This is a genomic window from Thauera sp. SWB20, assembly GCF_000831325.1.
Lineage (GTDB): Bacteria > Pseudomonadota > Gammaproteobacteria > Burkholderiales > Rhodocyclaceae > Thauera > Thauera aminoaromatica.
This window is the reverse complement of record NZ_JTDM01000021.1, coordinates 120422-140583: the sequence shown is the minus strand read 5'-3', so window position 1 is coordinate 140583 and position 20162 is coordinate 120422. Positions and strand designations below refer to the sequence as shown.

At 67.1% G+C, this 20162-nt stretch carries 18 protein-coding genes; 11 read left to right on the top strand and 7 right to left on the bottom strand.

From position 1 onward, the window contains the following. Window positions 1-73: 73 nt before the first annotated feature. Window positions 74-1996 carry a PrkA family serine protein kinase gene (locus tag PO78_RS18090; RefSeq protein ID WP_004303323.1) on the bottom strand — a complete coding sequence of 641 codons (1923 nt, stop codon included), beginning with the start codon at window positions 1994-1996 and terminating at the stop codon, window positions 74-76. On the opposite strand from PO78_RS18090, the gene PO78_RS23575 reads away from it, so the two are divergent. From PO78_RS23575 to lon, 5 genes are all read left to right on the top strand, one after another. Next, entirely contained in the window at window positions 1989-2120 is a 132-nt protein-coding gene (locus PO78_RS23575; protein ID WP_261788916.1) for a hypothetical protein, read from the top strand. The two genes, PO78_RS18090 and PO78_RS23575, sit on opposite strands and share 8 nt — an antisense overlap. 235 nt (window positions 2121-2355) lie before the next feature. Further along, window positions 2356-3663, top strand: coding sequence for a trigger factor (tig, locus tag PO78_RS18085; protein ID WP_012585563.1), 1308 nt, complete (start codon window positions 2356-2358; stop codon window positions 3661-3663). 20 nt (window positions 3664-3683) lie between these two features. Then, window positions 3684-4322 carry an ATP-dependent Clp endopeptidase proteolytic subunit ClpP gene (gene clpP, locus PO78_RS18080; RefSeq protein ID WP_004303326.1) on the top strand — a complete coding sequence of 213 codons (639 nt, stop codon included), beginning with the start codon at window positions 3684-3686 and terminating at the stop codon, window positions 4320-4322. Between the two features lie 18 nt (window positions 4323-4340). Then, window positions 4341-5609 carry an ATP-dependent Clp protease ATP-binding subunit ClpX gene (gene clpX / locus PO78_RS18075; RefSeq protein ID WP_004303328.1) on the top strand — a complete coding sequence of 423 codons (1269 nt, stop codon included), beginning with the start codon at window positions 4341-4343 and terminating at the stop codon, window positions 5607-5609. A gap of 107 nt (window positions 5610-5716) precedes the next feature. Next, entirely contained in the window at window positions 5717-8140 is a 2424-nt protein-coding gene (gene lon, locus PO78_RS18070; RefSeq protein WP_004303330.1) for an endopeptidase La, read from the top strand. 136 nt (window positions 8141-8276) lie between these two features. Here the strand turns inward: lon and PO78_RS18065 are convergent, their stop codons facing one another. Next, entirely contained in the window at window positions 8277-9293 is a 1017-nt protein-coding gene (locus tag PO78_RS18065; protein WP_231570756.1) for an LLM class flavin-dependent oxidoreductase, read from the bottom strand. A gap of 303 nt (window positions 9294-9596) precedes the next feature. On the opposite strand from PO78_RS18065, the gene PO78_RS18060 reads away from it, so the two are divergent. The 4 genes from PO78_RS18060 (at window position 9597) to PO78_RS18045 (ending at window position 12825) form a co-directional block, all read left to right on the top strand. Beyond that, entirely contained in the window at window positions 9597-10388 is a 792-nt protein-coding gene (locus tag PO78_RS18060) for an ABC transporter substrate-binding protein (RefSeq protein ID WP_012585562.1), read from the top strand. Between the two features lie 106 nt (window positions 10389-10494). Then, window positions 10495-11187: an ABC transporter permease gene (locus tag PO78_RS18055; protein ID WP_043745758.1), complete on the top strand. Its 693-nt coding sequence runs from the start codon at window positions 10495-10497 to the stop codon at window positions 11185-11187. Window positions 11188-11195: 8 nt separating this feature from the next. Then, on the top strand, window positions 11196-11930 hold the full coding sequence (locus PO78_RS18050) for an ABC transporter permease (protein WP_004303336.1): 735 nt from the start codon (window positions 11196-11198) through the stop codon (window positions 11928-11930). Window positions 11931-12042: 112 nt separating this feature from the next. Then, window positions 12043-12825, top strand: coding sequence for an ABC transporter ATP-binding protein (locus tag PO78_RS18045; protein ID WP_082047946.1), 783 nt, complete (start codon window positions 12043-12045; stop codon window positions 12823-12825). A 117-nt stretch (window positions 12826-12942) separates the two neighbouring features. Here the strand turns inward: PO78_RS18045 and rocF are convergent, their stop codons facing one another. Beyond that, the gene (gene rocF, locus PO78_RS18040) at window positions 12943-13875 is read right to left on the bottom strand and encodes an arginase (RefSeq protein WP_004303339.1); all 933 of its coding nucleotides are present in this window, start codon (window positions 13873-13875) and stop codon (window positions 12943-12945) included. Window positions 13876-14107: 232 nt separating this feature from the next. Here rocF and PO78_RS18035 point away from each other — a divergent pair, with 232 nt between their 5' ends. Next, entirely contained in the window at window positions 14108-15016 is a 909-nt protein-coding gene (locus tag PO78_RS18035; RefSeq protein WP_004303342.1) for a DMT family transporter, read from the top strand. A gap of 17 nt (window positions 15017-15033) precedes the next feature. Here the strand turns inward: PO78_RS18035 and PO78_RS18030 are convergent, their stop codons facing one another. Next, window positions 15034-16182 carry an MFS transporter gene (locus PO78_RS18030; RefSeq protein ID WP_040828685.1) on the bottom strand — a complete coding sequence of 383 codons (1149 nt, stop codon included), beginning with the start codon at window positions 16180-16182 and terminating at the stop codon, window positions 15034-15036. Between the two features lie 194 nt (window positions 16183-16376). Here PO78_RS18030 and PO78_RS18025 point away from each other — a divergent pair, with 194 nt between their 5' ends. Next, window positions 16377-17303 carry a LysR substrate-binding domain-containing protein gene (locus PO78_RS18025; protein ID WP_004303346.1) on the top strand — a complete coding sequence of 309 codons (927 nt, stop codon included), beginning with the start codon at window positions 16377-16379 and terminating at the stop codon, window positions 17301-17303. On the opposite strand, the gene PO78_RS18020 is transcribed toward PO78_RS18025, so the two are convergent. The 3 genes from PO78_RS18020 to PO78_RS18010 form a co-directional block, all read right to left on the bottom strand. Next, window positions 17284-18282 (bottom strand): HpcH/HpaI aldolase/citrate lyase family protein, encoded by a 999-nt coding sequence (locus tag PO78_RS18020; protein ID WP_004303348.1) that lies wholly within the window; start codon window positions 18280-18282, stop codon window positions 17284-17286. The genes PO78_RS18025 and PO78_RS18020 overlap by 20 nt on opposite strands. Before the next feature lie 357 nt (window positions 18283-18639). After that, window positions 18640-18885 (bottom strand): DUF2274 domain-containing protein, encoded by a 246-nt coding sequence (locus tag PO78_RS18015; protein ID WP_043745754.1) that lies wholly within the window; start codon window positions 18883-18885, stop codon window positions 18640-18642. Then, a complete protein-coding gene (locus tag PO78_RS18010) occupies window positions 18882-20162 on the bottom strand; it encodes a TrbI/VirB10 family protein (protein WP_043745752.1) in 1281 nt (426 codons plus the stop codon). Before PO78_RS18010 ends, PO78_RS18015 begins: the two co-directional genes overlap by 4 nt.

Sequence of the window (20162 nt, the reverse complement as noted above, 5' to 3'; positions counted from 1 at the left end):
TCCTCCCGGTGTCCGCGTCCGGCCGGGCTCCGCGCAGCGATGGCGCGGGCCGGGCCGGACCGTGGCTCGCGAATCAGGACGCCTTGCGCACGCGCAGGTACCACTCGCAGAGCAGGCGCACCTGCTTCTCGGTGTAGCCCTTGTCGATCATGCGGTCGACGAAGTCCTGGTGCTTCTTCAGCTCGTCGGCGCTGGCCTTGGCGTTGAAGCTGATCACCGGCAGCAGATCCTCGGTGTTGGAGAACATCTTCTTCTCGATCACCGCGCGCAGCTTCTCGTACGAGGTCCAGCTCGGGTTGCGGCCTTCGTGCTTCGCGCGCGCGCGCAACACGAAGTTGACCACCTCGTTGCGGAAGTCCTTCGGGTTGCTGATTCCGGCAGGCTTCTCGATCTTCTCCAGTTCCTCGTTGAGCGCTGCGCGGTCGAGGATCTCGCCGGTGTTCGGGTCGCGGAACTCCTGGTCCTGGATCCAGAAGTCGGCGTAGATCACGTAGCGGTCGAAGATGTTCTGCCCGTACTCGGAGTAGCTCTCGAGATAGGCGGTCTGGATCTCCTTGCCGATGAACTCGGCGTAGCGCGGGGCGAGGTATTCCTTGATGTAGCCGAGATAGCGCGCCTCGGTCTCGGGCGGGAACTGCTCGGCCTCGATCTGCTGCTCGAGCACGTACATCAGGTGCACCGGGTTGGCGGCGACTTCGCGATGGTCGAAGTTGAAGATCTTCGACAAGGCCTTGAAGGCGAAGCGGGTCGACAGCCCGGTCATGCCTTCGTCCACCCCGGCGTAGTCGCGGTACTCCTGGTAGCTCTTGGCCTTGGGGTCGGTGTCCTTGAGGTTCTCGCCGTCGTACACCCGCATCTTGGAGAAGATGCTCGAGTTCTCCGGCTCCTTGAGGCGCGACAGCACCGCGAACTGCGCCATCATCTTGAGAGTGTCGGGTGCGCACGGCGCCTCGGCGAGCGAGCTGTGGACGAGCAGCTTCTCGTAGATCCTCACTTCGTCGGAGACGCGCAGGCAGTAGGGCACCTTGACGGTGTAGATGCGGTCGAGGAAGGCCTCGTTGTTGCGGTTGTTCTTGAACGCGACCCACTCGGACTCGTTGGAGTGTGCCATCACGATGCCGTCGAAGGGGATCGCGCCGAAGCCCTCGGTGCCCTTGTAGTTGCCCTCCTGGGTTGCGGTCAGCAGCGGGTGCAGCACCTTGATCGGCGCCTTGAACATCTCGACGAACTCGAGCAGGCCGCGGTTGGCCAGGCACAGGCCGCCGGAGTAGCTGTAGGCGTCGGGGTCGTCCTGCGAGTACTGCTCGAGCTTGCGGATGTCGATCTTGCCGACCAGGGAGGAGATGTCCTGGTTGTTCTCGTCGCCCGGCTCGGTCTTGGCGACCGCGATCTGGCGCAGCACCGAGGGACCGAGCTTGACCACGCGGAAGCGCGTGATGTCGCCGCCGTACTCGTGCAGGCGCTTGACCGCCCACGGGCTCATGATGCCGCCGAGGTAGCGGCGCGGGATGCCGAAGTCGTCCTCGAGGATGTGCGCATCCTCGGCGGCGTTGAAGAGGCCGAGCGGGGATTCGTTCACCGGCGAGCCCTTGATCGCGTAGAAGGGGATGCGCTCGATCAGGCTCTTGAGCTTTTCGGCGAGCGAGGACTTGCCCCCGCCCACCGGCCCGAGCAGGTAGAGGATCTGCTTCTTCTCTTCCAGGCCCTGGGCGGCGTGGCGGAAGTAGGACACGATGTTCTCGATGACCTCTTCCATGCCGTAGAAGTCGCGGAAGGCCGGATAGAGCTTGAGGATCTTGTTGGAGAAGATCCGCGACAGGCGAGGATCGAGCCGGGTGTCGACCAGTTCCGGTTCGCCGATGGCCGCGAGCATGCGCTCGGCGGCGGTGGCGTAGGCCATGCGGTCGGTGCGGCAGAGTTCGAGATAGTCCTGCAGGGACATCTCTTCCTCGCGGGCCGCTTCGAAGCGTGCCTGGTAGGCGTTGAAGATGGACATGGTCGTCTCCTCGTCGGGCGCAATGCGGCGCGAAAGGGGCTGCCGCAAGGTGAAGCAGGATCGCGTCATCCGCCTGCTCGGCGGTGCCCGGCTCGCCGTGACGGGGTACCGGGTCTGTACATGAGAACCCCATGATGGGTGGGAGTTCCACCCCTTGCGGCGCTTTTTTCGTGAGCGGGCGTGGACTGTGTCACGACCCGCTACAGGGCCTTTCCCGGGCACGGGACAAGCGCGACGCCTGTGCTAGAATGCCCGACTCAGTTCAATGTGCTCACGCTGGCAAAGTGCGCCTCCGGTCCCCGCGAGTGTGCCGCAAGCGCCCGGCGGGAGCGTTTTTCAGACTTCTCAGGATCGACTCAATGGAGCAGAACCAGGTAACCCCGAGCGCGCTCGAGCGCCGTATCGACATCTCCGTTTCGCTCGCGGACATCGAGAAAGAGGTGGACGCCCGCCTCAAGCGCATGGCGCGCACGGTGAAGATGCCGGGGTTCCGCCCGGGCAAGGTGCCGATGAAGATCGTCGCCCAGACCCACGGCGGCCAGGCCCGCGGCGAAGCCGTCGGTGCGGCGGTCGAGAAGGCTTTCGGGGAGAAGGTGCGTGCCGACAACCTGCGCGTCGCCGGCTATCCGAGCATCGAGCCGAAGGACGGCGCCGCCGAGGGTACGCTGGAATTCACCGCCGTGTTCGAGGTGTACCCCGACGTGGTCCTGGGCGAGTTCGCCGGACGCAAGATCGAGCGCCCGGTGCTCGAGGTGGGTGACGCCGAGGTCGACAAGACCATCGAGGTCCTGCGCAAGCAGCGCACCAGCTTCAAGGCGGTCGAGCGCGCCGCCGCGCAGGGCGACCGCGTGGTGATCGACTTCACCGGCCGCATGGGTGGCGAGGTGTTCGATGGCGGCCAGGCGCAGGACTTCCCCTTCGTGGTCGGCGCCGGCTCCATGCTCAAGGACTTCGAGGATGCCGTCGTCGGCCTCGCGGCCGGCGAGGGCAAGACCTTCGACATGACCTTCCCCGAGGACTATCACGCCGCCAATCTGGCAGGCAAGCAGGTTCAGTTCGAGATCACCGTCAAGGCCGTCGAGGAGCCGGTGCTGCCCGAGGTGGACACCGACTTCGCCAAGTCGCTGGGCGTGGCCGACGGCGACGTCGCCAAGCTGCGCGAGGAGGTCAAGGGCAACCTCGAGCGCGAGGTCAAGCGCCGCATCCAGTCCCGCCTCAAGGAGCAGGTGATGGACGCGCTGATCGAGGTCGCCCCGATCGAGGTGCCCAAGGCGCTGGTGCAGGCCGAGTCGAACCAGCTCGCCGACAACGCCCGTCGCGACCTCGAGATGCGCGGCCTCAAGACCAAGGACATCCCGGTCGATCCGTCGTGGTTCAAGGACCAGGCCGAGCGCCGCGTCAAGCTGGGCCTGATCATGGCCGAGCTGGTCAAGACCAGCGAGCTGCACGCCAAGCCCGAGCAGATCCGCGCCCTGGTCGAGGAAATGGCGCAAAGTTACGAGGATCCCTCGGAACTCGTGCGCTGGTATTACGCTCAACCGGAACGTCTGGCGCAGGCCGAGGCGGTGGTCATCGAAGACAACGTCGTCGAGTGGGTGTGCGCGAAGGCCGACACTTCCGACAAGGACGTGGCGTTCGACGAACTGATGGGCAACAACGCGGCCTGAGGTCGCAGAGGGTCTGACGAATGATGCAAGGAACACCCCAGCACAGCAGCGACTGGAACCCGGTCGGTCTCGGCCTGGTTCCGATGGTGGTCGAACAGAGTGGTCGCGGCGAACGCGCCTACGACATCTATTCGCGCCTACTGAAGGAGCGGGTGGTGTTCCTCGTCGGCCCGGTCAACGACGTCACCGCCAACCTGATCGTCGCCCAGTTGCTGTTCCTCGAGTCCGAGAACCCGGACAAGGACATCTACTTCTACATCAACTCGCCCGGCGGGTCGGTGACCGCCGGCATGGCGATCTACGACACCATGCAGTTCATCAAGCCGAACGTCAGCACGCTGTGCATCGGCCAGGCGGCGAGCATGGGCGCCTTCCTGCTGGCGGCGGGCGAGAAGGGCAAGCGCTTCATCCTGCCGAACTCGCGCGTGATGATCCATCAGCCGCTCGGCGGCTTCCAGGGCCAGGCCTCGGACATCGAGATCCACGCCCGCGAGATCCTCTACCTGCGCTCGCGCCTCAACGACATGCTGTCCAAGCACACCGGACAGGCGCTCGAGCGCATCGAGAAGGACACCGATCGCGACAACTTCATGTCGGCGACGGCTGCCGTCGAGTACGGCCTGGTCGACAAGGTGCTCACCAGCCGCGACGACACCTGATTTCTGGAGAACCCCCACATGACGGACAAGAAGGCTGGCGGCGACAAGCTGCTGTACTGCTCCTTCTGCGGCAAGAGCCAGCACGAGGTGCGCAAGCTGATCGCCGGCCCTTCGGTCTTCATCTGCGACGAGTGCATCGAGCTCTGCAACGACATCATTCGCGACGAGGTCGTCGGCGCGGAGGATGGCGAGGGGATCAAGGGCACACTGCCCACCCCGCACGAGATCTGCTCCATCCTCGACCAGTACGTGATCGGGCAGTCGCTGGCCAAGCGCAGTCTCGCCGTCGCGGTGTATAACCACTACAAGCGCCTGCGCCACCTCGATGCGCGCCAGGACGATGTCGAGCTCGCCAAGAGCAACATCCTGCTGATCGGCCCCACCGGCTCGGGCAAGACCCTGCTCGCGCAGACGCTCGCGCGCCTGCTCGACGTGCCTTTCGTGATGGCCGACGCCACCACGCTGACCGAGGCCGGCTACGTCGGCGAGGACGTCGAGAACATCGTCCAGAAGCTGCTGCAGAAGTGCGACTACGACGTCGACAAGGCGCAGCAGGGCATCATCTACATCGACGAGATCGACAAGATCTCGCGCAAGGCCGACAACCCGTCGATCACCCGCGACGTGTCGGGCGAGGGCGTGCAGCAGGCGCTGCTCAAGCTGGTCGAAGGCACGGTTGCGTCGATTCCGCCGCAGGGCGGGCGCAAGCATCCGAACCAGGACTTCATCCAGGTCGACACCACCAATGTGCTGTTCATCTGCGGTGGCGCCTTCGACGGCCTGGAAAAGGTGATCCGCAACCGCACCGAGAAGGTCGGCATCGGCTTCGGCGCCGAGGTCAAGAGCAAGGAAGGCAAGAACCTCACCGACACCTTCCGCCAGGTGGAGCCGGAGGACCTGATCAAGTTCGGCCTCATCCCCGAGCTGATCGGCCGCCTTCCGGTGGTCGCCACGCTGCAGGAACTCGACGAGGCGGCGCTGATCCAGATCCTCATCGAGCCCAAGAACGCGCTGGTCAAGCAGTACCAGAAGCTCTTCTCCATGGAGGGGGTCGAGCTCGAGATCCGTCCCAACGCGCTGCATGCCGTGGCGCGCAAGGCGATCAAGCGCAAGACCGGGGCGCGCGGCCTGCGCTCCATCCTCGAGGTGGCGCTGCTGGACATCATGTACGACCTGCCGACGCTCGACAACGTGGCCAAGGTGGTGGTGGACGAATCGACCATCGAAGACGGCGGCAAGCCCTTGCTGATCTACGCCGAGCAGCAGAAGGTGTCGGGCGCCAACTGAGCGCGCTACCGTCGCCCGATCCGGCGGGGCCGGCTCCGGCCGGCCGCTTGAATTTCCGGGTCACGCCCTCATATGGGTGTGACCTTTTGCTTGAGGAAACCTAGAAAATGTCGGGTCCCGCTGCCCTCCCCAACGAAGCGATGGAACTGCCGCTGTTGCCCCTGCGCGACGTGGTGGTCTTCCCGCACATGGTGATCCCGCTCTTCGTCGGCCGCCCGAAGAGCATCAAGGCGCTCGAGAGCGCCATGGAAGACGGCAAGAGCATCCTGCTGGTGGCGCAGAAGTCCGCTGCCAAGGACGAGCCCGCGGTCGAGGATCTCTACGATATCGGCTGCATCGCGAACATCCTGCAGATGCTCAAGCTGCCCGACGGTACGATCAAGGTGCTGGTCGAGGGCGTGCAGCGCGCGCGCATCGAGCGTGTCGAGGACATCCGCAGCCTGTTCGTCGCCAGCGTGCGCCCGGTGCCGGTCGCCGAGGCGCCGAGCCACGAACTGGAGGCCATGCGGCGCGCGATCATCGCCCAGTTCGACCAGTACGTTAAGCTCAACAAGAAGATCCCGCCCGAGATCCTCGGCTCGCTCGCGGGCATCGAGGAGGCCGGGCGCCTCGCCGATACCATCGCCGCCCACCTGCCGCTCAAGCTCGAGCAGAAGCAGGAAGTCCTCGAGATGTTCGACACCGGCGCACGCCTCGAGAAGCTGCTCGGCCAGCTCGAGGGCGAGCTCGACATCCTGCAGGTCGAAAAGCGCATCCGCGGCCGCGTCAAGCGCCAGATGGAGAAGAGCCAGCGCGAGTACTACCTCAACGAGCAAGTCAAGGCCATCCAGAAGGAGCTCGGGGAGGGCGAGGAGGGTGCCGATCTCGAGGAGATGGACAAGAAGATCAAGGCCGCCGGCATGCCCAAGGAGGCGCTCGCCAAGGCCGAGGCCGAGTTCAAGAAGCTGCGCCTGATGTCGCCGATGTCGGCCGAGGCCACCGTGGTGCGCAACTACATCGACACCCTGATCAGCCTGCCGTGGAAGAAGAAGTCGCGCGTCAGCAAGGACCTCGGCGAGGCCGAGAAGGTGCTCGACAAGGACCACTACGGCCTCGAGCGCGTCAAGGAACGCATCCTCGAGTACCTTGCCGTGCAACAGCGTGTGGACAAGGTCAAGGCGCCGATCCTGTGCCTGGTCGGCCCCCCCGGCGTGGGCAAGACCTCGCTCGGCCAGTCGATCGCCAAGGCCACCAATCGGAAGTTCATCCGCATGGCACTGGGTGGCGTGCGCGACGAGGCCGAGATCCGCGGCCACCGCCGCACCTATATCGGCTCGATGCCGGGCAAGATCCTGCAGAACATGAGCAAGGTCGGGGTCAAGAACCCGCTGTTCCTGCTCGACGAGGTCGACAAGCTCGGCATGGATTTCCGTGGCGATCCGTCGTCGGCGCTGCTCGAGGTGCTCGACCCGGAGCAGAACCACACCTTCCAGGACCACTACGTCGAGGTCGATTTCGACTTGTCGGACGTGATGTTCGTGGCCACCGCCAACACCCTCAACATCCCGGCTGCGCTGCTCGACCGCATGGAGGTGATCCGTCTGTCGGGTTACACCGAGGACGAGAAGATCAACATCGCCCAGCGTTACCTTCTGCCCAAGCAGATGAAGAACAACGGCCTCAAGCGCGAGGAACTCTCGGTCACCGAGGAGGCGGTGCGCGACATCGTGCGTTACTACACCCGCGAGGCCGGAGTGCGCAGCCTGGAGCGCGAGATCTCCAAGGTCTGCCGCAAGGTGGTCAAGCAGCTGGTGCTCAAGAGCCGCACGAGCAAGGTGGTGGTCAACGCCCGTAACCTCGACAAGTTCCTCGGCGTGCGCAAGTACAGCTTCGGCATGGCGGAGAAGGAGAACCAGATCGGCCAGGTTACCGGTCTCGCATGGACCGAGGTGGGTGGCGAACTGCTGACCATCGAGGCGGTGCAGCTCCCCGGCAAGGGCAAGGTCGTGACCACCGGCAAGCTCGGCGAGGTGATGCAGGAGTCCATCCAGGCCGCGCTGTCGGTGGTGCGCCGGCGTGCGCGTTCGCTCGGTATCGACCCGGACTTCTACCAGAAGAGCGATCTGCACATCCACCTGCCGGAGGGCGCGATCCCCAAGGACGGTCCGTCGGCGGGTATCGCGATTTCGACCGCGCTGGTGTCGGTGCTCACCGGCATCCCGGTGCGTTGCGACGTGGCGATGACCGGCGAGATCACGCTACGCGGCGAGGTGCTGGCAATCGGCGGCCTCAAGGAGAAGCTGCTCGCCGCCGTCCGTGGTGGCATCCGCACCGCGCTGATTCCGGAGGAGAACGTCAAGGATCTCGCCGAGATCCCCGACAACATCAAGAACGCGATCGAGATCGTGCCGGTGAAGTGGATCGACCGCGTGCTCGAACTCGCCCTCGAGCGCAAGCCCGAGCCGCTGCCCGAGGAGCCGGCCCCGGCGGCGCCCGCCACGCCGGCGGCCGAAGGTGTCGAAGGCGACCAGGCCAACCTGCGTCCGCACTAAACCTGCCGTCCCGGCCCTCGGGCCGGTGCCGGATCCAATAAGCCGTGGCGCCCCGCAAGGGCCCGCGGCTTTATTGCTTTGCGTCGCACCTGCACGGCCTTCGACCTCCGTCGGTGGCCGCCCAGCAGGTGTGCGCTCAGGCCGCGGCCTCCTCCACCGCCAAGCCCCAGGCCTGTGCCACGAGTTCCATAGAGCGCAGCCTCGCGCCATGATCGAAGATCTGTGCGGTGAGGATGAGTTCGTTCGCGCCGGTACGCTCGATCAGCGTCTCGAGCTGCTGGCGAACCGTGTCGGGCGCACCCACCGCCGAGCACGCGAGCGACTGCTCGGCGAAGGCGAGCTCGGCCGGTGACCAGTCCGCCTCGATGAAGGCTTCCGGCGCCTGCAACTGCCCGCGCACGCCGCGCGCCATCGCCGCGAAGCGCAGCCGTAGCGAGCGCAAGAGGCGCTCCGCATCGGCGTCGGTGTCGGCGGCGATCGCGTTGGCGGCGACTGCGAACCAAGGCTTGTCGAGCTGGGCGGACGGACGGAAATTGCTCCGATAGATCTCGACCGCCTGGAACAGGAAGCGCGGTGCGAAGTGCGAGGCGAAGGCGAAAGGCAGGCCGAGGTGGGCGGCGAGCTCGGCACCGTAGAGGCTGGAGCCGAGCAGCCAGATCGGCACCTGCAGCCCTTCGCCGGGCACCGCGCGCACGGCCTGTCCGGGGCTGGCGGGCTGGAAGTACGACTGCAGCTCGAGCACGTCGTGCGGGAACTGGTCGTCGCTGCCGGCGAGATTGCGGCGCAGCGCGCGCGCCGTGGTCTGGTCGGTGCCCGGCGCACGCCCGAGACCGAGGTCGATGCGGCCCGGAAAGAGCGACTCCAGGGTGCCGAACTGTTCGGCGATAACCAGCGGTGCGTGGTTGGGCAGCATGATGCCGCCGGCACCGACGCGGATGCGCCGGGTGGCGCCGGCGATGTGGCCGATCACCACCGCGGTGGCGGCGCTGGCGATACCGGTCATGTTGTGGTGTTCCGCCAGCCAGTAGCGGGTGTAGCCGCAGCGGTCGGCGAGCTGGGCGAGTTCGCGCGTGTTGCGCAGCGCATCGGCCGGCGTGCTGCCGGCGGCGACCGGTGCGAGGTCGAGCACCGAGAGTGGGGCGGAGGAGGGCATGGAAAAGTCGGTTGGAACGAGGTCCGCCATTACGCCATAGAGCCGCCGCCGGTGCCAGCCCGGGGGCGAGCGCCAGTCGGATTGCGTGGCGTGATACGCTTGCCGGAAACTTGCTCGCGGTGTCGATCGTGGCGCCCCGAGGACCCCGGAACGGGCACAGATCGTGGAATACGGCAATTGAGGTGGAGGGCGTTTTTTGACACCATTCGCCCCCTCTGCACTGCCGGTCGATCTGTCGCTGTGCGTGAGGCTCCGCCGCAGCGGCGCGGAAGAACCTACAACAAGACAATCGAGGAGTTCTGGATGAAAAAATACGCCCTTCTGTGCGCGGTGCTCGCCCTTCACGCCGGTGCCGGTTTTGCCAAGGACTGGAACGAGATCCGCCTGGCGTCCGAGGGCGCCTACCCTCCCTTCAACCTCATCGCCGCCGACGGAAGCCTGCAAGGTTTCGATATCGACATCGGCAATGCCCTGTGCGAGGAGATGAAGGCCAAGTGCACCTGGGTGAAGCAGGAGTGGGACGGCATGATCCCGGCGCTGGTCTCGCGCAAGTTCGATGCGATCATTGCCTCGATGTCGATCACCGACGAGCGCAAGGCCAAGGTGGATTTCACCGAGAAGTACTATGCGTCGCCGCTGGCCCTGATCGCGAAGAAGGGCTCGACCCTGCGGCCCGATCTCCCCTCCCTGGCCGGGAAGAAGGTCGGCGTGCAGCGCGGCACGGTATCGGACAACTTCGCCACCAAGTATTGGGACGGCAAAGGCATGCAGATCATCCGTTACGCCAAGCAGGACGAGGCCTACCTCGACCTGCGCGCCGGACGTCTCGATGCGGCCTTCTCCGATTACCTCGAGGCCTACGGCGGTTTCCTGACCAAACCCGAGGGCGCGGGCTACGACGTCGCCGGCGAACGCCTCTTCGGCAAGGACGCCGACGAGAAGGCGGTGATCGGCGAGGGCATCGGCATCGCGGTGCGCAAGCGCGACAAGGAGCTCACCGAGAAGCTGAACCAGGCACTCGGCGCGATCCGCGCCAACGGCAAGTACGATGCGATCCAGAAGAAGTACTTCCCGATGGACATCTACGGCAACTGACCATGCCGGGCTGCGGTCAAGCCAGCGCGGCCCCTGCGGTTACCCTGCCGCGCGCACGCTCCCTGGACCGGGAGCGTGCGCGTTTACCTTTGCGAATCGGTGCGCCATGGATGCCCTGATCGAATACTCCCCCAGCCTGCTCGCCGGCGCCTGGGTCACCCTGAAGGTGGCCTTGATGTCGGTGCTGCTCGCGCTGGCGACCGGCCTGATCGGGGCTGCCTGCAAACTGTCGGGTTTCCTGCCGCTGCGGCTGTGGACGATGCTGTACACGACGGTGATGCGCGGCGTGCCCGATCTGGTGATGATGCTCCTCGTGTTCTACGGCGGGCAGTTGCTGCTCAATGCGGTGATCGACTACTTCGGCTGGGACTTCATCGAGATCGATCCCTTCGTTGCCGGCGTGCTGACGATCGGACTGATCTTCGGCGCCTATTTCACCGAGACCTTCCGTGGCGCCTTCCTGGCCGTCTCGGCGGGCCAACTCGAAGCCGGGCGCGCCTACGGCATGAGCGCCTGGCAGGTGTTCCGCCGCATCCTGTTCCCGCAGATGCTGCGCTTCGCGCTGCCGGGCATCGGCAACAACTGGCTGGTGCTGCTCAAGAGCACGGCGATCGTGTCCATGATCGGCCTCTCCGACATGACGCGGATCGCCGACCAGGCCGGGCGCTCGACGCACCAGCCATTCACCTTCTATCTTGCGGTCTGCGTCCTCTACCTGGCGATGACCGCGCTGTCGAGCTACGGCCTCGGCGTGCTCACGCGGCGCTACAGTGCCGGCGTGCGCGAGACCCGGGTCTGAGGGCGGACATGGAATTCTTCGACTTCAAGGTCATCACCGGCAGCTTGCCCGAGTTCTGGCGCGGGCTGTGGATGACCGTCCAGCTCACCGGCTTGGCGTTGCTGTTCGGCTTCTTCGTGGCGATCCCGCTCGCGGTCATGCGGCTGTCGCCCAACCGTCTGGTGTCGGCCCCTGTCGCGGCCTACACCTACTTCTTCCGCGGCACGCCGATGCTCGTGCAGTTGCTGCTGGTGTACTACGGCGCTTCGCAGTGGGAATGGATGCGCGCGGCGTGGGAGGCCGGGCATCCGCTGTGGTCGCTGTTCCGCGAACCCTACTTCTGCGCGCTGTTCGCCTTCGGCCTCAACACCTGTGCCTACACCGTCGAGATCCTCGCCGGCAGCATGCGCAACACGCCGCACGGGGAGCTCGAGGCCGCCAAGGCGATGGGCATGACGCGCTTGAAGGCCCTGCAGCGCATCGTGATCCCGTCGGCGCTACGGCGCATGATCCCGAGCTACAGCAACGAGGTGATCCTGATGCTGCAGGGGTCGGCGATCGCCAGCGCGGTAACCCTGGTGGACCTCACCGGTGCGGCGCGCAACGTGTATTCGCGCCACTTCGCACCCTTCGAGTCCTTCGTCTTCGTCGGCCTGATCTACCTCGCGCTCACCTTCGCCCTGGTGGGGCTGTTCAAGCTCGCCGAGCACCGCTGGCTCGCCCACCTGGCTCCGCGCAAGGCGGAGGCGGGCAGGCAGTCCTGATCAACCCTGCCGCGAGCCCGAAGCGGCGAACGCTGCCGATTCCTGGCGGCGGTTCGCCGCGGCTCGTGGCGACATGCCGGGTGCCGCGCAAGCCCCGATGCAAGAGAACAACATGAACCACAAGGCCAGCGTCGAACAGGTCCGCGTCGAAGACTTGCACAAATCCTACGGCGACCATGAGGTGCTCAAGGGCGTCTCGCTGACCGCGAACTCGGGCGACGTGATCAGCATCATCGGGTCCTCCGGCTCCGGCAAGAGCACGTGGCTGCGCTGCATCAACTTCCTCGAGTGCCCGACCGCCGGGCGCATCCTGGTGGGCGGCAAGGAGGTCGAGCTGGTGCGTGACCGCAAGGGCGAGCTGGTGGTCAAGGACGCGCACCAGTTGCAGCAGATCCGCACGCGCTTGTCGATGGTGTTCCAGCACTTCAATCTGTGGAGCCACATGACGGTGCTCGAGAACGTCGTCGAGGCGCCGGTGCATGTGCTCGGACTGTCGAAGGTCGCGGCCCGCGAGCGCGCCGAGCGCTACCTGGAGCGGGTGGGGGTGTGGAAGTTCCGCGATGCCTATCCTGCGCACATGTCGGGCGGCCAGCAGCAGCGCGTGGCGATCGCGCGCGCGCTGGCGATGGAGCCTGCGGTGCTGCTGTTCGACGAGCCGACCTCGGCGCTCGACCCCGAACTCGTCGGCGAGGTGCTCAAGGTGATGCGCTCGCTCGCCGAGGAAGGCCGCACGATGATGGTGGTGACGCACGAGATGGGCTTCGCGCGCGAGGTGTCCAACCACGTGATCTTCGTGCACCAGGGGCGCGTCGAGGAGGAGGGCGACCCCAAGGAGGTGCTGGTGCGTCCGCGCAGCGAACGCCTGCAGCAGTTCCTCTCGGGCAATCTGAAGTGATCTGACCGGTGCGCCGATCGTGTTACGGCACGGCGGCCCACGCTCTCCGGCCGACGCCTTGAAGGCCGTCGCGCACAAGCACCGTGACAAGCCGAGTCGGCGGGTGTCCCGCTGCGTTCAGCGGTAGTTGCGGTGCATGCGCATCAGCGTGCTCTTGCCGAACAGGCTCTCGACCAGATCGACCGCCAGCTCGGCGGTCATGTTGCAGTGGTCGAGCGCCGGGTTGAGCTCCACGATGTCGAGCGAGGCGAGCTGGCCGGTGTCGGCGATCATCTCCATGCACAGCTCGGCCTCGCGGTAGGTCGGTCCGCCGCGCACCGTGGTGCCGACGCCCGGGGCGATCGTCGGGTCGAGGAAGTCCACGTCCAGGCTCACATGCAGGTGCGTGTCTTGGTCCACGCCGGCGAGCGCCTGCTCCATGGTCGCGCGCATGCCGATCTCATCGATGTAGCGCATGTCGAAGACTTCGACGCAGAGATCGTGCAGAAAGCGCTTCTCGCCCTCGTCCACGCTGCGGATGCCGATCTGGCGGATCTGCTCGGGCCGGATCGCCGGCATCTCGCCGCCAATGCCGGTCAGCATCTCGGGGCCATGGCCGCACAGGCAGGCGACCGGCATGCCATGGATGTTGCCCGACGGCGTCATGGTGGCGGTGTTGAGGTCGGCGTGGGCGTCGAACCACAGCACGCGCAGCTTGCGGCCGGTCTCGCGGCAGTGGCGGGCCACCGCGCTGATCGAGCCGATCGCGAGGCAATGATCGCCGCCGAGCATGATCGGTACGCGACCTTCGGACAGTTCCGCGTAAACGGCCTGATGGACCGCGAGGTTCCACTGCGCCACTTCGGCAAGGTGGCGGAAGCCGTTTACCGCCGGCAGCTCCGGGTTGGACGGGCCGGCGAGGTTGCCGCAGTCGCGCACCTCGGCGCCGAAGGCGGCGATGGCCCGCCCCAGGCCGGCTACGCGCAAGGCCTCCGGTCCCATGCTCGCGCCGCGCACGCCTGCGCCGACGTCGGTGGGCACCCCGATCAGACTGACTTTGAGATTTTCCATGGCCGCGAGATTACCTCAGGTGTTGCCGCGATGGCAGCTGCGGTCGGGATTGACGGGGGCGCCCCCGAGCGTGTAACACTTGCGCCTTTTTTGCCGGGCCGGGTGATCTGCCGCGCGCGCGACGGTGCCCCGGCTCTCGATCGATGGCGCCCGTGCCCTTGGGAGTATCCGTGTCGACTGTTTCAATTCGTCTTTCCCGTGTTTTCACCCGGCCCGCCGTCGAGGCGACGAGATGAAGCGCGCGCAGGCCAACGGTTTGCTGCTCGTCGCGGCGCTCATCTGGGGCACCGCCTTCGTCGCGCAACAGACCGGCATGCGCGACGTCGGGCCGTTCACGTTCACCGGCGCGCGCTTCCTCTTCGGTGCGGTGATGGTGGCGCCGCTCGCCGTCCTCGAACTGCGACGCCTCGGTCGTCGTGGCACCTTCCTCGACGCGCGCGACCTGCTTGCTTGCGCGCTGCTCGGCGCGGTGCTGTTCCTCGGCGCGGCGCTTCAGCAGATCGGCATCATGAGCACCACGGTGAGCAATGCCGGTTTCCTCACCGCGCTCTACGTCCCCCTCGTGCCGATCGCCGGCGCGCTGCTGCTGCGCGAGCGCTCGCATTGGTCGGTGTGGCCGGCGAGCCTGGGCTGCGTCGCGGGCACCTACCTGCTTGGCGGCGGCAGCCTGGCCGCGCTTTCGGTGGGCGACTTGTGGGTGATCGCGAGCGCGCTGTTCTGGGCCGCCCACGTGATGCTGGTGGGGCGCGTGGCGGCGCGCAAGGGGGCCTCGGTGACGGTGGCGATGCTGCAGTTCCTCGTCGTCGGGGGGCTCGGCATGGCGGTAGGCTTCGGCACCGAGGAGGTCTCGTCAGGCGCGCTCGAGCGTGCGCTGCCGTCGATCGCCTACGCCGGCATCCTGTCGGTGGGCGTGGGCTTCACCCTGCAGGTGGTGGCGCAACGCCACACCCCGGCGGCCGACGCCGCCATCGTGCTGAGCTGCGAGACCCTGTTCGCCGCGCTGGCCGGCCGCTTCGTGCTGGGTGAGACGCTCACTGCCGAGCAGATGGCCGGCGGCCTGCTGATCTTCGCCTGCGTGCTGGCGGTGCAGATCCTGCCTTTGTGGCGGGAACGACGGACCGTGTCGGTGGAGGCGGGCTGAGGCGGCCTGCGCGTCCTTCAGTCCGTACCGCCCGCGGGCGCCGGCAGTCGCCGCAGCCACAGCGCGCAGGCTCCGGTGAACAGCACGCACAGCCCCACCAGCGCGGCCACGCCCGCCCATCGCCAATCGGCCCAGGCCGTGCCGGCAAGGCTGCCGAGCACGCTGGCGCCGAGGTAGTAGCTCGACAGATAAAGCGCCGAGGCGAGTGCGCGCCGTTCGCCGGCGCGCCGGCCCACCCAGCCGCTGGCGAGGGCGTGCGCCGCGAAGAAGCCGAAGGTGAACACGCCGACGCCGGCGATGATCAGCCACAGCGGCCGCGCCAGGGTGAGCGCGAGCCCGGCGCCCATCACCGCGACCATCGGCCACAGCACCTTGCGCCGGCCGCGGCGCTCGGCGAGGCGGCCGCTCGCCGCCGAGGCCCAGGTGCCGACCAGGTAGAGCAGGAAGATCGCGCCGATCGCGCTCTGGCCCAGCCCGTAGGGCGGCTCGAGCAGGCGGAAGCCGAGAAAGTTGTACAGCCCGACGAAGCCGCCCATGGCGAGGAAGGCGACCAGGAAGAGCGCGGGCAGGCCGGGATCGCGGTAGATCGCCAGAGTGTCCGCGAAGATCCGCGCCGGCGTGGCGGCGCGTGCGCGGAAGTTGCGCGAGGCCGGCAGGCGGCGCCAGAACACCAGTGCGGAGACCGCCCCCAGCACGCCGATCATCCCGAGCGCGACCCGCCAGGAGCTCCAGTCGGTCAGCAGCGCGGCGACGAAGCGTCCGCTCATGCCGCCGAGGGCGTTGCCGGCAATGTAGAGCCCCATCGCGCGTGCCTGCGCGCCGGGGGCGATCTCCTCGCCGATGTAGGCCATGGCGGCGGCGGGGAGCCCGGCGATGACCCCGCCGAGGAGTGTGCGCAAGACCAGCAGCGAGCCGTAGTCGGGCGCAAAGGCGGTGGCCAGCGCGAACAGGGCGGCGATCACAAGCGCCGCCTTCATGACCTGCTGGCGGCCGAGGCGGTCGGCGAGCACGCTGGCCGGAATCAGCATCAGCGCGAGTCCGGCAGTGGTGGCCGACACCGTCAGGCTGGCACTCGCCGCACCCACACCGAATTCGGCAGCGAGCAGGGGCAGCAGGGGCTGGGTGCTATAGACCATGGCGAAGGTCGCGAAGCCGCCGACGAACATCGCCAGGTTGGCGCGGCGGTAGCCGGGCGTACCGGCCTCGAGCTGGTCGGGCGAGGGGCCGGGACGAGCGGCGGAGTGTGCGGGCATGGCGTAGCGGTGGCGATAGGCCGAGCGGATCTGCAGCGATCTTAGGATGGCGCCGAACCCATCGTCCAATATATTCTGAACACTTGATCCATATATGGAAATGAATGATGGAGCTGCGCCACCTGCGCTATTTCATCGCCGTCGCCGAGGAACTCAACTTCACCCGCGCCGCGACACGCCTGCACATCGGTCAGCCGCCGCTGTCGATGCAGATCCGCGACCTGGAAGAGGAGATCGGCGTGCGCCTGTTCGAGCGCGGCCCGCGCAGGGTTGCGCTGAGCACTGCAGGGGAGCGCTTCCTGCTGCACGCGCGCCGCATCCTCGACGGGGTGGAAGAGGCCGTGGCCGAAGCCCGCCGTGCCGCGCGCGGGGAGCTGGGCGAGCTGCGCGTCGGCTTCACCTCCTCGCTGCCCTTCACAGACCTCCTCCCCGATGCACTCAACGCCTACCGCCGACGCTTCCCGCAGGTGCGCCTGCAGTTGCGGGAGATGTTCACGCCGGAGCAGTTCCAGGCCCTGGTAAGCGGAGAGCTTGACGTCGGCTTCGTGCGCCTGCAGGCAGGGACGCCGCCGGCGGGGATCGTGCTGCGCGAGGTCGCGCGCAATCCGCTGCGCCTGGTCGTGAATGCCGCCCACCGGCTGGCGGGCGCTGCGCAAGTGCACCTTGCCGAACTCGCCGGAGAGGACTTCATCAGCTTCCCGGCCGACGTCGGCACAGACTTGCCCGGCGTGCTGCGTGCGCTGTGCCGGCAGGCGGGATTCGAACCGCGCATCGTGCAGACCGCGCGCGAGGCCACGACCCAGATCGGCCTGGTGGCCGCCGGGCTGGGCGTGGCGGTGTTGCCGGCGCCGCTCGAGTCGGTGCGGATCGCGCGCGTGCGCTACCTGGCGCTGGCCGAGCCGGAGGCGCAGTTCCGTCTTGCGCTGGCGATCCGGGAGGGCGAGCCGGTGCCCACGCTTGGCGGCTTCCTGGAGGTGCTGGAGAGCCTGCGCGCGGGCGAGCCGCCTCTCGCGCTCAGTGTCCCGCGCCAGTGAAGAAGCGCTGGCGGGTCTCGCCGGGCAACTCCATGCCGGTGTTGCGCGCGCGCTGCAGCAGCTCCCAGTAGTAGCGGTAGGACGCGCGGTCGTGCAGGCGCCCCTGGTGGCGGATCGGGCCCCAGGCATTGTCCTGCGCGGCGCACAGGATCGCCGCGGCTTCCTCGACCTCGGAGAAGTCGGGCTGCATCGCCGCGATGATCGGCAGGATCTGGTTGGGGTGGATGCTCCACATGCGCAGGAAGCCGAACTCGCGCCGGGCGCGCTCGGCGTCGTTGCGGATCACGGCGACGTCCTGCAACTCGGTGGTGACGTTGTGCGAGGGCACCACGCCGTTGGCGAGCGCGGCGGCGGCGATGTCGGCCTTGGCGCGCACCACCAGCGGGTGCTCGAACTGGCCGGGGCTCTTCATGGCGTTGCCGGGAATGGCGCCGTGGTGGCCGGAGACGAAGTCCATGAGGCCGAAGTCGATCGACTCCACGCCGTCGAGCGCGGCGATCTCCCAGGCCTCGCGCAGCGCGCCGTGGGTCTCGATGAGCACGTGTACGGGCAGGGCGCGCTCGAGGCCGCAGGCGGCCTCGACGCGGCGCAGCCCGCGGATCTGTTCCGCGGCATCCGCGGCCGAGCGCACCTTGGGGATCGTCACGAAGGCCAGCCTCCGGCCGGCGCCGCCGACGAGGATCTCGAGGTCACGCTGCCAGTGCGGATGGGTGACGTCGTGGATGCGGGCACCCACGCGGCCGAAGTGGTTCTCCGCGCCATTGACCACCTCGACCACCATCTGCGCATGCTCGGCCTCGGCGCCAGCCTGGGCGCCGTCCTCGCAGTCGCAGGTGAGGTCGAACACCGGGCCGAGCTCCTGCTGCAGCTTGAGCGCCTTCATCATGAGCTTCTCGGCGCCGGCGTAATGGTCGACGGCGGGCAGGGCAGGGAAGGGCTTCTCGCCGGCGAACAGGACTTGGGCGGGGTGAAGCGACATTTCGGGCTCCTCGGTTGGGGGGGCGGTTCGGCGGCCGCAGGGCGGGCAGTGCGCGGGGCTCCGGCGCGGCGCGGAAATGAAAAATGTCCGCCGTCAAGTCTTTCATGCAGACATGCAGCGGGGTAAAAGGTCTTATGGGGTAATAGGTTAGGCTAGATTTCAGCCGTTGTGTGCTCTTGCTGCTTTTCGAGCTAGGTGTCGCATAGGCGCTTCGCGGTGGTAAGCGCAAGGGCACCGCAGCAGGCAAGGTCGCATCGGTCATCATAGTCCTGCACTCTCAGAAGGCTCCTCAAAAGCGAAAGCGCAGCCAGTGGGCTGCGCTTTCTTGGTTAGCGGATGGCGGATACGCCCGCATCGTCAACCCGACTTCGGCGGTGAGGCCTTGCTCCCGCTTCCCTTCCTGAATCCCCGGTCGCCGGCCATGAATGCCTCCAGCATGTGGGGAATCAACGTCGTGGCATCGACCGCCTCGCCATACGCCTGCGCGTGCAGCGCGGCGTAGCGGTCGAGGTCGGTCTTGAGGCTGGTCGGGCACGAGAACGTGAGCTTCGTGCTTTCGGTCTTGGGCAGTGGCCCCAGTCGCAGCTTCTTGGTCGTGCTCATTGCATTGCTCCCCGCTGGAAGAACATCGGCTGGTACGGCCGCAACACCAGATCGCGATTGACGATGATCCGCACCGGCAGGCCCGGCCGCTCCGTCAAGGTCGGCTGGATGTTCATGTTGCGCCGGGTCATCTCCTGTCCGACCTGATTGATGCTGTCCTGTGCGCTGTCACGCCCGGCGATCACGATGCGGTTGCCGTTCTGCCGATTCTCCGGCGCGGCCAGTTCTGCGCCCACGCCCAGCAGCGTCGTCAGCGCCGCGCCCGCAAAAACGCGATCCCAATGCCAATCGACACCATCCTCCAGGCCGGCGTAGCCAGCCGGGTCTGTGCCGGCGAGGTTGTCGAGCTTCAGCGAAGACGTATCCGGCAGGATGACGCGGTTCCACACCACCTGCACGCGACTCTGCCCGTAGCTGACCTGGCTGTTGTACTTGCCCAGGATGCGCGAGCCCTGGGGGATCAGCAGGAACTTGCCTGTGGCCGTGTCGTAGACTGGCTCCGTCACCGTGGCGATCACATCACCCGGCAAGTCCGACTTGATGCCCGTCATCAGCGCCCCGGCGATCACCGTCCCGGCCATGACCTGGTACGGCGAAGTCGGCATTTGCAGATTACCGGAATTACGAGTTTCCGTAGAACCGCCTTTCAGGAAAGCCTCTTTCTGGTCTTGCCGGTTCTGCACGGCGGTCGGGTCGGATGTCTGGGCCGCCGTCGAGGCCGGGCCAGCGGCCAGCGGGTCGAAGCCGGCCAAGGCGCTGCCGGGCGCAGCCGCAGCGACTTGCGCCGTGCCCGGCGCGGCGGCCTTGCCCTGATTGCCCGAACGGAAGAACACCGACGAACCCGCCGCCGCATCAGCCTCCTTGCGCCGCGCATTCTCCGGGTCGTGGCCCGGCGGTGCGTAGGCTGGCGTCACCGGCTGCTGCGACTTCACGATGGCCGGGCCAAGATCACCCGGCAGTGGTGGCCCCAACTCCGGCACCTTGGCCGGCAGCTTGGAATAGTCCGAAGGCAGGCCGTCCAGCCCTTCGGACTTCGAGACGCGATCGACGTTGTACAGCTCGGTCTGCTCGCCCGCGCCGCGCCGATGCGGCTGCAATGACCAGATCGTGGCCCCGAGCACGGCGACCGACAGGACGCCGACGAGGATGGCCAGCGTGCGCCGGTTCAGGCGCGTGACCGGGCGCGGCTGCGCGCGCAGCGCCATCGCCTCCGGCGCCACCTTGCCCGCCGAAGGCGGGGCAACGGCGGCATGGTCTGGAATGTCGTCCTGGCTCAT

Bases quoted from the DNA above. Each gene is read 5' to 3' on its own strand.
- PO78_RS18025 (WP_004303346.1), top strand. From the start codon at position 16,377: ATGGAGCTGCGCCACCTGCGCTATTTCATCGCCGTCGCCGAGGAACTC.
- PO78_RS18090 (WP_004303323.1), bottom strand. From the start codon at position 1,996: ATGTCCATCTTCAACGCCTACCAGGCACGCTTCGAAGCGGCCCGCGAG.
- PO78_RS18035 (WP_004303342.1), top strand. From the start codon at position 14,108: ATGAAGCGCGCGCAGGCCAACGGTTTGCTGCTCGTCGCGGCGCTCATC.
- PO78_RS18020 (WP_004303348.1), bottom strand. From the start codon at position 18,282: ATGTCGCTTCACCCCGCCCAAGTCCTGTTCGCCGGCGAGAAGCCCTTC.
- PO78_RS18060 (WP_012585562.1), top strand. From the start codon at position 9,597: ATGAAAAAATACGCCCTTCTGTGCGCGGTGCTCGCCCTTCACGCCGGT.
- PO78_RS18055 (WP_043745758.1), top strand. From the start codon at position 10,495: ATGGATGCCCTGATCGAATACTCCCCCAGCCTGCTCGCCGGCGCCTGG.
- lon (WP_004303330.1), top strand. From the start codon at position 5,717: ATGTCGGGTCCCGCTGCCCTCCCCAACGAAGCGATGGAACTGCCGCTG.
- PO78_RS18045 (WP_082047946.1), top strand. From the start codon at position 12,043: ATGAACCACAAGGCCAGCGTCGAACAGGTCCGCGTCGAAGACTTGCAC.
- PO78_RS18050 (WP_004303336.1), top strand. From the start codon at position 11,196: ATGGAATTCTTCGACTTCAAGGTCATCACCGGCAGCTTGCCCGAGTTC.
- clpP (WP_004303326.1), top strand. From the start codon at position 3,684: ATGATGCAAGGAACACCCCAGCACAGCAGCGACTGGAACCCGGTCGGT.
- PO78_RS18065 (WP_231570756.1), bottom strand. From the start codon at position 9,293: ATGCCCTCCTCCGCCCCACTCTCGGTGCTCGACCTCGCACCGGTCGCC.
- PO78_RS18015 (WP_043745754.1), bottom strand. From the start codon at position 18,885: ATGAGCACGACCAAGAAGCTGCGACTGGGGCCACTGCCCAAGACCGAA.
- PO78_RS18030 (WP_040828685.1), bottom strand. From the start codon at position 16,182: ATGTTCGTCGGCGGCTTCGCGACCTTCGCCATGGTCTATAGCACCCAG.
- PO78_RS23575 (WP_261788916.1), top strand. From the start codon at position 1,989: ATGGACATGGTCGTCTCCTCGTCGGGCGCAATGCGGCGCGAAAGGGGC.
- tig (WP_012585563.1), top strand. From the start codon at position 2,356: ATGGAGCAGAACCAGGTAACCCCGAGCGCGCTCGAGCGCCGTATCGAC.
- clpX (WP_004303328.1), top strand. From the start codon at position 4,341: ATGACGGACAAGAAGGCTGGCGGCGACAAGCTGCTGTACTGCTCCTTC.
- rocF (WP_004303339.1), bottom strand. From the start codon at position 13,875: ATGGAAAATCTCAAAGTCAGTCTGATCGGGGTGCCCACCGACGTCGGC.
- PO78_RS18010 (WP_043745752.1), bottom strand. From the start codon at position 20,162: ATGAGCCAGGACGACATTCCAGACCATGCCGCCGTTGCCCCGCCTTCG.